Below are 15,181 nucleotides of genomic sequence, written 5' to 3' on the forward strand. Positions count from 1 at the left end.
TTACTGATCGTGGACGATAATGTGCTGATCAAGCAAGGTCGATATAATTTGCGAGGAATCCATGCTGTTGAAGTCAATTTGTTGACCTAAATCCTCCACCAGAATAGTTTGCTCACCATTTCCATTACCATCAGGGTGCACTTTAAGTTCAATATCATCTCCATCAACTAACTTTGCATCCAAATGGGACAGTAAAGTATCCATATCCACATTAGCTTGCTTCAGTTCAGGTAACACTTCACGCAGGTCAATCTGATCTCCTTCAGCAATACTGAAATCGGTAATAGTGTCCGTCGCACCATCATCAATTTCATGCCAAATAAAGGTATCTTCACCAGTTCCACCTGTCAGAATGTCTGAACCTAAACCACCATCAAGAATATCGTCACCAGCACCACCGATAAGCGTATCATTGCCAGTTCCTCCTTCGATTCGGTCGTCACCGGAACCCGCCTGCAACTCGATACCTTCGTCACTTCCCAATAGCTGGTTATCTTGGCTAGAGGAAGAAACATCAATATCGGAGATATCATTGGTCACGTTAAGGTTGATATCAATAGGTGCTGATTCAGCCGTAGAGCTATCCGTTTCAGTCGACACCGCAGTCAATTGAATGGTATGTGCCCCTTCCTGTGCACCGACGATAGAGACGCTATCAATATCATCTGCAGGCACGACAACTTTACCGTCCACTGGAACCAGCGTTCCTGACGATGTTTCCACCGTTGATCCAGCAGGAAGTCCCGACAACTCCAGAGATAGAGCTTCATGGACATCCGTAAGTGCCGCAACGATCCCCAGTAGAGCGATACCATTATTGCTTGCTGTTAGGCTGGCATTAATGTTCTTCACATAATTGTTATCTGGCGCAATCGATAGAGTTGGCGCGTTTGCAACAGGCGTAATCGTGATCGGTTTTTGCGTTGTCTCCGACATCACCATGCCTGAAGGGTTGCCTGAATCCGTCGCAGTAATGGTAAGCGTCACGCTGTCAGATGGGGCGTGCGTCGCATCAAAGGTTACACCAGTGCCAGCAGATGGAGAATCCAGCAGGGTATTCAGTTCACCAATAGTGCCCGTCAGTGTAATTGAACTGCCTGACGACGGAGTCGCTGTGATAGAAGAGCCCGCAGGTATGGTTACATTCAGCTGTCCAAAATCGACACTGAGCGTGACAGTCATGGCGTCATTAGCAAATGCGTCAACATAGTCAGCATCGCTGACGGAGATTCCACTGATCAACTGGCCCGAAGATTCATTGATGATGGTCGTAATGTCGTCCACATCAATCTCAGGCTTATCATTTACCCCTATCACAGACAATGAAACCGTACCTGTATCTTGAAGGAAGTCATTGACTCCGTTCGTTGCACCATTGTCCTCAATGGTATAGCTGATGGACACATCACCATTAAAGTCATCTGCTGCCGTAAACGTCCAAGAAACACCGTCTGGGTTAAGAGTCAGTGTACCTTGCTCTGCGGGGACAGAGATGGACTTAACCACCAAATCATCACCATCAATGTCATTGCTGGCGGCAATCAACTGCGCGGCGGTGATCTGAATACTGCCTTCTTCAAGAATATCCCCTAGGTCAAGATCGCCAGCTTGAGGCTCGTCATTCACTTCAGAGACATGAATAACGAATGACGTTTCGTTGGTGTTTGAGGTGTCTGGGTTTGCAGCATCCACCGAACCCACATTGCCTTGATCGTCGATGTGGGCCGTCACTTTAACGCCATCAGTGTCGATCAAATCATTGCTGTTTTCATCCGGCTTGAATGTGACAAGGTCTTGAGCAAGAGCCGAGTTGATGTCAGCGACTTTACCCGTAATTGTCACAGTCTGGCCTGATGCATCCACCGAGACGGTGAGCCCATTGTTAGCTGCTATCGTGGTGTTTTGGAATAGCTCGCCGCTATCTACATTTAAAGTCAACGTGTATTCAGCATCGGGATCATCAAGGCTAGAATCCACATCGGACACCGTGAAGCCTTTAATCGCCACGACAGTATCTTCTGCGGTCTGAATATCAGCGATATTGTTGAACTCTGGGCGGTCATTCACCGCTTCAACATCAACGGCGACATCAAAGACCTGATTCGTTGTCGGACCAAGATATTCATTGCCATCCGCATCTTTATCCACCGATTGGACGGTAATTTTCAGGCTATCTTCATTCCAAGTTCCTTTGTTGTGATCCCCGGAATTAAACACAATCTTGTCGACTTCCTGAGCATCGACACGCAGCTCCCATTTACCATTGCCTAGATTGTTCGCAGGTGTCACACCATCTGGGTAGTAAATCGTCGCACCGTCCGGTACTTGCTCAACAGTAATTAACAATGTTTCTGGCTGATCCTGAGCAGAATCACCCGGTAACAGATCGGTTTTATCAACGATACTCGCGTTTATAGCAATGTCGATATTCTCACCTTCATTACCAGTCACACTGCTTGTTGGGTCAATGTCTACCACATCGCCAACAGGGGTAACATCAATGGTGAATTGCCCTTGATGTGCAGTAGGCTCTTGTAACAGTTGCTCTTGCGTAAACACAGTAATTCCAATATTGGCAGTGCCACTGAAATGCTCTGCTGGGCGAATCGAAATCGCTGACAGATCGATTTCTGTTACGCTCGGGTCAGTCAATTGAATAACCCATTCACCACCACCACTGTTCTTAACTACAAAGTCAGACGAAGTACTGGTTACCGTAAAGTCATCAGGCACACCCGTTAGTTTGGCTGAAAGGAATTGCTCTGAGCCATCCGTGTCATTCAATGCGATCGACAATCCAGAACCACCTGAAGTGAGCGAAATGTCGGTATCTTCATCACCAACCACAACGATATTGTCCGCTGCGGTTGGCATAGTGACAGGATCCAGGACTGGCGTGATATCAATGTCCACGTTCTGCGTGAAGGTGCGCTCACTACTCGTATTGGAAACTTGCGTCGTACCTGTGGTATCAAAAGTGGTTTGGTCAACCACCGTGCCTTTCACTGTAAAGGAGATTGAATTGCCACTGCTGTCCGTCGGATAGTTCTCTTTAGGTACAAAGTACAAGCCATCTAATGCCGCCTGAATAACCACAGGATCGTTAGAATCAACGACAAACACACTGCTGTCTGGTTGGATAGGGTCACCATTCACATCAGCGAAATAACCCAAGCTAGAATCAGGTAACGTGATTTCAACTCTCGTCAGTGTTTCTTGGCCTTGGTGACTATCGTTGCGAACATCTGCCAAATCAATATCAAGATCTAACTTAATAAGATTATCTTCCAGTGCATTAGCGTCCAACTGAGTACCCGTGCCTTTTTCAACTGAAGTCGCACTCAGGCTTATTTCAGGAGTGACATCGCTGTCGAGAGGCTGACCCTGCTCGCCCGCTCCCGGCGCTATATCAACTACCGGTGTTATTGCGACAGGAATATTCAATTCGACACGATTCTCATCACCGGACGCTTTATCCGTAGTGACAAAGGTAATCGGTAAGTTGAAGTCACCAGCATAATCCTCTGGCAGCTCTAGTTTGAGGCCATCAGGAATCGAAATACTGCCATCAGGATTGACGGTTGCTTCGAACAGGTAAAGGTTATTAGCGAAATCGTATTCCGCTCCGATCACTTTCAAACCACTCACTTCTGCTGGAATATCGCTTGGATCAATCACTATCGTGAGCTGATCCGCGACATGATCAGCAGTACTGATATTACTACCATCGACACCAATTTGGACAACATTGCTTAGCTGACTACTAAGGTCAACGTAGTTGTCTTCGACTCCTGTGATAATGGCGTCTGGAGTCGTCACTTGCTCAATAACCGCAGCTTCGCTGTTTTGATCAATAACATCAGTCGGGAAAGTAAGATCCACAGTGGTCGATTTCTGACTCACTGGGCCATTCTCGTTTTCATCACCTTTATCGTAAACCTGAGCGACAAACTCAACCGTCAAGGTACTGCTCGGTAACCCATTGCTATCGGTGTAACTAAGGCCATCAGGGGCGACAATGCTGAAGTTTTCTTCATCCGTCACTGTCCAAGAGCCGTCACCATTGTTGACAGCACCTGTGACAAACAGCTGATCCAAGTCATCACCTGAAATGCCGACAAAACGAACCACCACTTCTTTGACTAGTTCATCCGAACTCGGATCAAGATCTTCAAAGACAATAACATTCGCATCACCATTTTGATCGTTGATAGTGAAGTCTATACGACCATCATCATCTGCATCGTCAATCGTGGTAACAACAGCATTATTAGATTTAACCTGAAGATCACCATCACTCTCAACAATTGGCCTAACCACAACGGTGAGTGAACCCGTCACTTCTTTAGGGGCAACACTGTCCCCATTATTATCGGCGTCATGCTCTTCGATGACCAATTTGGTCTGTAAGTTCATGTCGACGCTAGAGTCTTCTGGCGGCTTAACACGCACGACAGGTTGGCTGGAGTTTTCGTCCAACCCAGTGATCGTCAATGTATTGGTAACGTCATCATAAATCGCGGTGCCGCCTGTGTAGTTAGCCACTGGAACGCCATCAATCGTAATCTCAACATCTTCAGGGAAACCTGAAATAGTAATGGATGAGACGAACTCATAATCACGATCATTGGTATCTGGTGCTCTGTCAGGATTCTCTGCATTTTGCAGATTCCAAGGGACGACGATAAAGCTGTCTTCGTTACCTGTAGAAGTCCTACTGTAAGCGTCATCACTACCACCGGCATCAATAACAGGAACAACTTTAACCAGAATACTGCCGTCAACTTCTCTGATGTGGCCGTCATTCTCCGTAACGATAACTTTCGTCGTTATGTTAATGTCTTCCGTCGAATGTTTTGGCGGTTCAACCGTAATACCTGAATTGTATTGCTCTTGAGTAATATTGGCCTGATAAATAGGGCCATTAGCATCACTACCTACATATACCAAGTCAATTGCACCACCATTACTGTCGTACAATTGAACGCCATCAGGAATATCCGAGAGAAGTACCGTTATCGATTCAGAGTTATCATTGACACCATCTTTTTCTTCACCCGACAGGACGGCAAAACTCAGCTCAATACTGGAGTTTTCGTTAATGACAACCTGCGCACCTGCATTGCCATTACCGTCTGTGTAGCTGTACCAAGTATCAAGCTCAGCACCAGTGTCAGGAACATCTGGTACATCTGGGATGTAAGGGATGTCAGCGACACCTTTCACCGACACATGAACGGTTTTACCCGCACCCATTTCGACCACATCGGTAACCTGAGAGCCATCGCCAAGTGTTGCGGTATCTTTCACAACACCTGTGGCCTCAAAGGTGAAGCTCTCGTTGGAATGTAGTGGCGGTTGAATTTCAACTTTATCCAAATCAGATTGTGCAATCTCGTAATAGCTTTCACTACCATCCGTAATCAGCGTTAGCGGATCACCTGAACTCACCCAACGTACTTCAAAGCCAGTTAGCGGCTGACCATTTTCGTCAGTGAAATCAGATAAACGGACATACAGCACTTCAGAAGTATCTCCCGGAGTATCAATGTCAACCGTTGAATTGAGCGTGATGACTTTATCGAGTGTAAACGGTTCATGATCGGTATCGGGATCGACTGTGTTCTGGCTCGCCGCATTATCCTCAAAGATTGAGATACGGTTGACTGAGAAGCTACTCTCATCTGCCTTCGGCGTAACATTGAATACCAGCTCTTGAACCACGGACTCGGCAGTTTCTTTGCCAGAAACAGCATTGGAGCTTTCTTCGGTCAATGCTTTTGCGTCAAACTTAATCGCTCCAGAGAAGTTATCCCTCGGATTTAGCTGAACACTGTTGATGTCATCAGAGCTGATCAGATAAACGCCTGGAGATGACTCTGCAATGACGTTTCCTGATGCATCCAGTAACTCAAACTCGCCTTGACCTTGAGTCACTTCAAGACGGTACGTAATCGTCTCTGGATTACTGGTATCTTGTGTCACCGCACTCAAGTTGAGCGTCTGATGAGCCCCATCCTCTGTTAGCGTGTATTCGTAGGTGCTATTGGCATCATCCCAGGTGGCAATATCGGCGACACTTTCCACTTCAATTCTGAAGCTCGAATTCAGCTTATGATCCAACGTACCATCGTTGTCAATTTCAAGCTGGTACTTGATCTGGATACCTGATTCATCGGTCGAGTAGTTTCTGTCTGGTACAAAATACAGGTTAGTGATCGTGGTGATTTGATCGCCATCGCCATTCACACTCGATGTCTGATCAATCAAAGAGCCATCAATGTAGATTTTGCCTCTGTTGTTTGGTTCAAGTTCGACGTATTGGCTGCCGTCAAAGTAGTAGAAGGTACCGTGGTGATCTCCCGCCTTGATCGTCATACCACCGATAGATTCGTTGTTATCCGCATCATACAAATTCGCTTGAAGCAAAATCTGTGTTGGAGAGTCAAGACCCGTGATGCCGCTCTGGTTATCCTGAACGTTAGCGGTATCAACGGTATTCGGATTATTTGGATCGTAGTCAATCGACGGATCACGACCAGATTCTTCGAAAGTCGTAACTTTGAGCGCGATTGCTGACGCTTTTCTATCGACGATGGTCAGATCCAATTGCGCCGTTGAGGTATCTTTGTCTCCATCCGTCGCAGTCACATCAATACTAAAATCAAACGTATCACCATCATGTTCTAGGTTATCGTACGCTTTGAAACGGATGTCACCATTAGAGTTGACTCTCAACTCACCCAGTTCGCGGATATCTCTTGTTCCGTTACCAGTATCGTACTCTTCGTAAACTTTGATCGTTTGATTGCCAGACTGAATATCGACACTATCGACATAGGTACCATTTTCACCGCCAAATTTAATCACCGAAGTACCGTCTGTAGTCCCTTCAATCATCGTAATAGCAGCGTCATCAGCCCCTTTATCAGTGGAGGCTTCAAACATATTCACTCTCTTGAAACCACTACCTTCAACTCTAGAAATCGAGTGGTCAGTCAACAATGGGACATCATCGACGACGGTAATAGGTAGAGTAATCGCAGCGGACTCATCTCCATCAAAATCTGTCGCCTTGATTGTAAAGTCTATTTGGACACTGTTTTCACCCGCACCGTCTGCATGATCAAGAGGTTTAAGTAATTCAAATTGATAGCTGTTGTCTAATGTATCAAAAACAATTCTAAATACTGGCTCATGACCATTTTCAGTCATTGCTGTATAGGTGAACGTCGTGCCACTGGTTTGGACAGCAGCCCACTCAAGCGCTTCGCCGTCAGCAGACAAACCATCTAACGTATCATCTGCATTAGTTAACTCATATTCCACAACACTGTCAGCGCCTTCAGCAATGACGAAGTTACCATTAATCGTGGTGTCTTCTGAGCGATCCGAGCCGATACCCGCTAGGTCATCTTCGTCGACAGATGTTTCCCCTGTCGTCCCCGTTAGTACAGGTTGATCATCAATGACTGCAATTGGTAGGCGGACAGCAGGTGAGATGTCGTTGTCTTTATCAATCGCAACCACATCGAACGGAATGGTCAACGTATCGCTGTTTTGTGCATGGTCCAAAGCTTTAAATTGGGTGTAAGTGTAATCACCGTTGTCAGACAGCACTATAGTGAAGATCACTTGACCGCCAGCCACACCTTGATAAGTGGTCGCGCCGGCAACGCCATTCACCTCTGAAATCGTAACGGCTTGCCCATTAGACGTTAGACCATTTTGCGTATCAGCTATATTCACCAACTCATAGGCAACAACACCATCAGCCCCTTGTGAGGTGACAAAACTACCTGTCGCAACGGCGACTGCACCAGACGAATCAGAACCTGCTGCCGTATCATCTTCATCAACGACAAACGTGCTTGATGGGTCAATAGAGCGAATTGTCGGGCTATCATCGCCAATCGTAACAGGCAATGTAATGCGGTCGGTGTCGCCATCGGTATCGGTCGCCACCACCGTGAAATCAAAGCGTTCACTGTCGCTGTTGGCGTCATGGTCAATCGGACCTTTCAGCTCAAAGGTGTAACTGCCATCAGGGCGTAACGTCAGCACAAACACATCGCCATCAGTGCTTGAAGCCGTGTACGTGGCCACACCATCGGCATCGATGGATTCAGAGAGCGTCACCGCTTTGCCCTGAGAAGTCAGGCCATCAATCGGGTTGGTGGTCAGGTCAAGCTCGTAGCTCACGACCTTATCCGCACCTTCAAGCGTGGTGAAGTCTCCGTCTTTGCTCACGCGTGTCGCGTCCGGGCTAGTGCCACTGGCTAAGTCATTCTCATTGAGGATTAACGCCTCCGCCGAGGCGATGTTCGGGCTATCATCGCCAATCGTAACAGGCAGAGTAATGCGGTCGGTGTCGCCATCGGTATCGGTCGCCACCACTGTGAAATCAAAGCGTTCACTGTCGCTGTTGGCGTCATGGTCAATCGGACCTTTCAGTTCAAAGGTGTAGCTGCCATCAGGGCGCAACGTCAGCACAAACACATCGCCATCAGTGCTTGAAGCCGTGTAGGTCGCCACGCCATCGGCATCGATGGATTCAGAGAGCGTCACCGCTTTGCCCTGAGAAGTCAGGCCATCAATCGGGTTGGTGGTCAGGTCAAGCTTGTAGCTCACGACCTTATCCGCACCTTCAAGGGTGGTGAAGTCTCCGTCTTTGCTCACGCGTGTCGCGTCTGGGCTAGTGCCACTGGCTAAGTCATTCTCATTGAGGATTAATGCCTCCGCCGATGCGATGTTCGGGCTATCATCGCCAATGGTCACAGGCAGGGTAATACGGTCGGTGTCACCATCGGTGTCGGTCGCCACCACCGTGAAATCAAGGCGCTCACTGTCGCTGTTGGCGTCATGGTCAATCGGACCTTTCAGCTCAAAGGTGTAACTGCCATCAGGGCGTAACGTCAGCACAAACACATCGCCATCAGTGCTTGAAGCCGTGTACGTGGCCACACCATCGGCATCGATGGATTCAGAGAGCGTCACCGCTTTGCCCTGAGAAGTCAGGCCATCAATCGGGTTAGTGGTCAGGTCAAGCTCGTAGCTCACGACCTTATCCGCACCTTCAAGGGTGGTGAAGTCTCCGTCTTGGCTCACACGTGTCGCGTCTGGGCTAGTGCCACTGGCTAAGTCATTCTCATTGAGGATTAACGCCTCCGCCGAGGCGATGTTCGGGCTATCATCGCCAATCGTAACAGGCAGAGTAATGCGGTCGGTGTCGCCATCGGTATCGGTCACCACCACTGTGAAATCAAAGCGTTCACTGTCGCTGTTGGCGTCATGGTCAATCGGACCTTTCAGTTCAAAGGTGTAGCTGCCATCAGGGCGCAACGTCAGCACAAACACATCGCCATCTACGCTGGAAGCCGTGTAGGTGGCCACACCATCGGCATCGATGGACTCAGAGAGCGTCACCGCTTTGCCCTGAGAAGTCAGGCCATCAATCGGGTTGGTGGTCAGGTCAAGCTCGTAGCTCACTACCTTATCCGCACCTTCAAGCGTGGTGAAGTCTCCGTCTTTGCTCACGCGTGTCGCGTCTGGGCTAGTGCCACTGGCTAAGTCATTCTCATTGAGGATTAGCGCCTCAGCCGATGCGATGTTCGGGCTATCATCGCCAATCGTAACTGGCAGCGCAATGCGGTCGGTGTCGCCATCGGTATCGGTCGCCACCACCGTGAAATCAAGGCGCTCACTGTCGCTGTTGGCGTCATGGTCAATCGGACCTTTCAGCTCAAAGGTGTAACTGCCATCAGGGCGTAACGTCAGTACAAACACATCGCCATCAGTGCTTGAAGCCGTGTACGTCGCCACACCATCAGCATCGATGGACTCAGAGAGCGTCACCGCTTTGCCCTGAGAAGTCAGGCCATCAATCGGGTTGGTGGTCAGGTCAAGCTCGTAGCTCACTACCTTATCCGCACCTTCAAGCGTGGTGAAGTCTCCGTCTTTGCTCACGCGTGTCGCGTCTGGGCTAGTGCCACTGGCTAAGTCATTCTCATTGAGGATTAATGCCTCCGCCGATGCGATGTTCGGGCTATCATCGCCAATGGTCACAGGCAGGGTAATACGGTCGGTGTCACCATCGGTGTCGGTCGCCACCACCGTGAAATCAAGGCGCTCACTGTCGCTGTTGGCGTCATGGTCAATCGGACCTTTCAGCTCAAAGGTGTAACTGCCATCAGGGCGTAACGTCAGTACAAACACATCGCCATCAGTGCTTGAAGCCGTGTACGTCGCCACACCATCAGCATCGATGGACTCAGAGAGCGTCACCGCTTTGCCCTGAGAAGTCAGGCCATCAATCGGGTTAGTGGTCAGGTCAAGCTTGTAGCTCACGACCTTATCCGCCCCTTCAAGCGTGGTGAAGTCTCCATCTTGGCTCACGCGTGTCGCGTCTGGACTAGTGCCACTGGCTAAGTCATTCTCGTTGAGGATTAACGCCTCAGCCGATGCGATGTTCGGGCTATCATCGCCAATAGTCACAGGCATGGTAATACGGTCGGTGTCTCCATCAGTGTCGGTCGCCACCACCGTGAAATCAAGGCGTTCACTGTCGCTGTTAGCGTCATGGTCAATCGGACCTTTCAGCTCAAAGGTGTAGCTGCCATCAGGACGTAACGTCAGTACAAACACATCGCCATCAGTGCTTGAAGCCGTGTACGTCGCCACACCATCAGCATCGATGGACTCAGAGAGCGTCACCGCTTTGCCCTGAGAAGTCAGGCCATCAATCGGGTTAGTGGTCAGGTCAAGCTTGTAGCTCACGACCTTATCCGCCCCTTCAAGCGTGGTGAAGTCTCCATCTTGGCTCACGCGTGTCGCGTCTGGACTAGTGCCACTGGCTAAGTCATTCTCGTTGAGGATTAACGCCTCAGCATGGGTTATCGAAGGAGCATCATCGACAATATTGACAGAAATATTTTGCGCAGCAGTATCACCATCATTATCTTTGGCAATAACCGCGAAATTCAATGTTTTATCATCAGCATTCGCAGCATGATCAATCGGTCCTTTCAACTCAAATGAGTAGGTGCCATCTCCTTTTATCGTCAGGACAAATACATCCTGAGCAGACGTTGAAGCGGTATAGGTATAGGTATTAGTTGCGCTGTCATAGGTTTCATTCAGCGATACCGCCAAGCCATCGGACTTCAAACCTGATACTGGATTAGAGTTCGTATCGAGTCGGTATTCAACTACCGTATCTGCGCCTTCAGTTACAGTAAACTGACCGTTTGCCGTCAAAGAAGCCACGTCTGGTGAGGAACCTGAAGCGAGGTCATCTTCGTCAAGAGTCAAGGCGTCAGCGCTGCTAATCGTCGGTGCATCGTCTTTCACTTGGATGAGAATTTTGCCCGCTTCCTCGGAACCCGTACCGCCCGCTAATTCAGAACGGTCACCATCCGCATCAACCGCGTAAACTGGGAGTTCAATCGTCAATGACTCATCGTTCGCACCTAAATGATCAAGCTGTTCAAACAACGCGAACTCATAATCACCTTGCGCAGGTGAATCCACCTTAATTTCGAACACTGTGACACGGCTGCCATTGAGCTCAATCACACCTTCGTACGTTCGAACACCGTTCTCATTAGCCGTTAGTTCAAGAGTGACCTGCTGCCCCTGTGAAGTCAGTGAGCCATCGGTATTAAATTCGCTAGGCTCCAACTCAAAGTGATCGATAATATCGCTGCCTGCGGTGGCTGTAATAGAACCACTACCCGAAACCACAGCAGTCCCCACTTGCGAACCACCAGCAACACCTGATTCATCAAGACTCAACCCATCAACATTAGTAATAACAGAGTTGTCGCCGTCAGTAATCTCAATATTAAGGTCATTGGTTACCGTGTCCTGATCGTAATCTACGATAGTGGTAGGCAGCGAAAGAGAAATCGTATCAGAGCCATTGTGTTCCAAAGGCTTAAACTGCTGGTACTCATACTGCCCCTGCGTATCAACGCTAACCGTCAGTACGGTATCTCCTGAACCATCAGCCGTTAACGTGATTGTTGTCCCGTCATCTGACAGCGTTGCCGTCGTGGTTTGATTGTCACTGAGTAAGCCATCAAATTGCTGAAGTGCAGAACTGTCAAACGTTACTGAGGCCAGTGCATCACTGCCAATTTCAACGAATGCGCCTTGGATTAACGTTGAATCAGATTCGACGTTCTGAACATTCGTCGCTTGAGGTGTTGGATTAACGCCATCTCCAATTGAAACCTGAGCATCGATAGGAGCTCGAATAGCGTTACCACCTGAATCAGCACCTGTGATATCAAAGCTGACTGAAATCTGATCATCGCTGATTGCAACTTGTCCACCACCAACAGAATCTACATGATCAATAGGCTGGCTTACTGTTGTGGCCAGCTCAAGGCTGACATCTTTGCCGACCAGAGTCGTATCAATATCAATGCGCAACACTTCACCTTGAGCGTTGACACCGATAATAGCGTTCTCGGCAGAATCATAAGTAAACGTAACGGCTTCGCCTGAAGATGTGATATCAGAATTGAGTTCAGCCAATAAGCTAGCGAGTGAAGCAGGTTCAGGGACAAAACTATCGGCATCTAAGGGAAGGTCACCAGCAAAGATGGTGACTGTTGCTGTTTCTGATTGGGGGTAAGTACCAGATGATAGAGAGCCCTCAACAAGCGCTTCTGAAATGCTTTCACCACCAGCAGCAAATACTAACGTTCTTAGCTCATCTTCTGTCTCTTCTGCATCGTCTTGTGCTTGCGCAGATGTTTCGAAGAAAGTACTTGCTAACACTTCGGTGCCATTGTAGTCGATGGTTACAAAGCCACCATTAGCGGAACCAGCACCACCTGCTCCCGCAGCAGTTGCTTCTAGAATTTGAGTCGGGTCAGCACCGTCTAAAATTGCGCCTTGAATTGCCGCAATATCGTCTTCACTTAAAGCACCTTCACCAAGCTGGTCAAGATCAAACTCAACATCTCCATCAACTGGCGCAACATGCCATGCACCTGTTTCTGCGCTTTCCAAATCAAGAGAAATGCTATTTTCGTCAATCTCTGAGGGAACACCGTCCGCACTTAACACCACGGAGGCATTACGAGCGGTGATCATAATTTCATTCGACTGGATAGTCTCGCCTTGAATGACTTTTCTCGCAGCACCGTCTGGCTTCACGGCAATAACATCACCATTTACCTCTTCAACGATGCGAGTCTGGCGTACAATTTCGACTTCCATACTTATCCCCTCAATCTGACTCAGCAAGTCAACAGCAATTAAGAATTTTAATAATATTTAACAAGCGTATTGGCGACAAAAATATCAAAATTTGTACGTGATTCCAGTGCTTATTTCCGCAATATGGCCGTTGTTCGCTATTAGAGTAAGTATAGACCTAATTGCACACTGTCACCCCTCAGCTAACTGCATGATATTCAACAGTTAACTCATGCTCGCCGCCAAAAGTCTCACAAGTGAGAAAATAGATTAAAAAATACGTTAAACGCCAAAATAAGGCTATGAAAAACATCATCTTTGATAGATAACTCTTAAAGTAAAGAAAATACTATACGGACATTGATGTCTTCATGAATTACAAAATTCAGCGTTACTTGGCTAATGGAAGAGAAGTTTTTGCGCACTTACCCAATTTATTTCCCATAGCGGGCATATTTGGGGCAGTATTTATCGTGTCGTTTATTTGGAACTACCATCAAACGAGAGAACAGGCCGTTCTCGACGGCAATCACTCAGTGACCACGTTGGAAAATTATATCGACCGAGTAGCCAGCGAATTAATCATCCTAAAGAAGAATGTGAGCGCTTCGTGTAGCGAAGAAGACAAACTCGCTCTTCGTGCTCATATGTTCCACTCTGATATGATTAAAGAGATTGGCTTATATCAAGGCTCCCATGTTTACTGCACCAGTAACGAAGGACCAACCCGTATCCGCTTATTTTCTTCCGTGTTGCAACGCATTTCAGAGTCATCAAATAACATCACCATTTCGCTGACCAAATCAAAAAGCAAACTCAATTCATTTTTCATTTATGTCTCTTCCGATGACGGAACAGGTATTAACGCGTTGCTTCCGCCTAATCAGTTTCTGCAACAAACGTCTTCTCTGTTAGACAATCAACACTACGGGTATCAGATTCAGCTTCTCAGCCGCAGTATTCAAGGACAGCATCAGATTTCTGAATATATGACCACGCCTTTCAACTTCTCATCACAACTCTATCCGTTGTCGGTCAAAATCCAGCTTGATACCGCCGCCTATCTTCACCACTACCAACAAAACATTTGGCAGGTCGTGTTGTTCGCTTTCGCCTTGTCACTGATTTATATCCTGCTGCGCCATCACACTCTTGTCAGGCATTCGATCGAATTCTGTTTGAATAAAGCCATTAGCGAGCGTCAGATCGAACTGTATTTGCAACCGATTGTGGATATCGAAACACGCAATGTGGTCGGTAGTGAAGCCTTGCTGCGTTGGAATCACCCGCTGAAAGGCCGCATTTCTCCTGAAATATTTATTCCACTCGCAGAGAAGTTGGATCTCATTGATGATTTGACTCGCCACACCTTTCAATCGGTGACAGGGTTTCTAACACAGAATGGCCATAACCTGGGTAATCATTACATTAGTATAAACTTAAGCCGTACATCATTACTCAAGCCTGACTTCATGGCTTTTCTACAGTCTTACGCCAAAGAAAACCCAGCTTACGTGCAGCACATTCTAATAGAGGTGACGGAAAACCTTGATTTCCCTGTCGATCAACTTAAAGACGCTCTCAGTTCTTTGCAACGTATAAGCCAGCTTGGATTTGAAGTCGCTGTGGATGATTTTGGTACCGGATATTCCGGGTTAAATTTGATAAGACAGCACAAGTTTAATGTGATGAAAATAGATAAGGTTTTCATTAACAGCTTAGGCGCAGACACCCATATTAAACCTGTTATTCAGTCTATGGTGAGCTTAGCAAAAGAACTGAACATGAAGGTTATTGCTGAGGGTGTAGAAAACGAACTTCAGATCAGCCAGTTGAATGAGCTTGGCGTCCGCTACATCCAAGGTTTTTACTATTCGAGGCCGATAAAGCCGGAGGCACTTGTCGAATATACGGTCACACCGTTTAGTGTTCGTTTTGCCAATCGTTCTATCTGTTACTAAAAAGGAGCCAG

2 protein-coding genes are annotated in these 15,181 nt (G+C 47.6%); one reads left to right on the top strand and one right to left on the bottom strand.

The features are described from left to right. Positions 1-13,230 (bottom strand): retention module-containing protein, encoded by a 13,230-nt coding sequence (locus FIU99_RS19880; protein ID WP_152472520.1) that lies wholly within the window; start codon positions 13,228-13,230, stop codon positions 1-3. A gap of 350 nt (positions 13,231-13,580) precedes the next feature. Here FIU99_RS19880 and FIU99_RS19885 point away from each other — a divergent pair, with 350 nt between their 5' ends. Beyond that, a complete protein-coding gene (locus FIU99_RS19885; protein WP_152472521.1) occupies positions 13,581-15,170 on the top strand; it encodes an EAL domain-containing protein in 1,590 nt (529 codons plus the stop codon). The last annotated feature ends 11 nt before the right edge of the window (positions 15,171-15,181 follow it).

This window comes from Vibrio sp. THAF64 (assembly GCF_009363455.1).
In the GTDB taxonomy this organism is placed as follows: Bacteria; Pseudomonadota; Gammaproteobacteria; order Enterobacterales; family Vibrionaceae; genus Vibrio; species Vibrio coralliilyticus.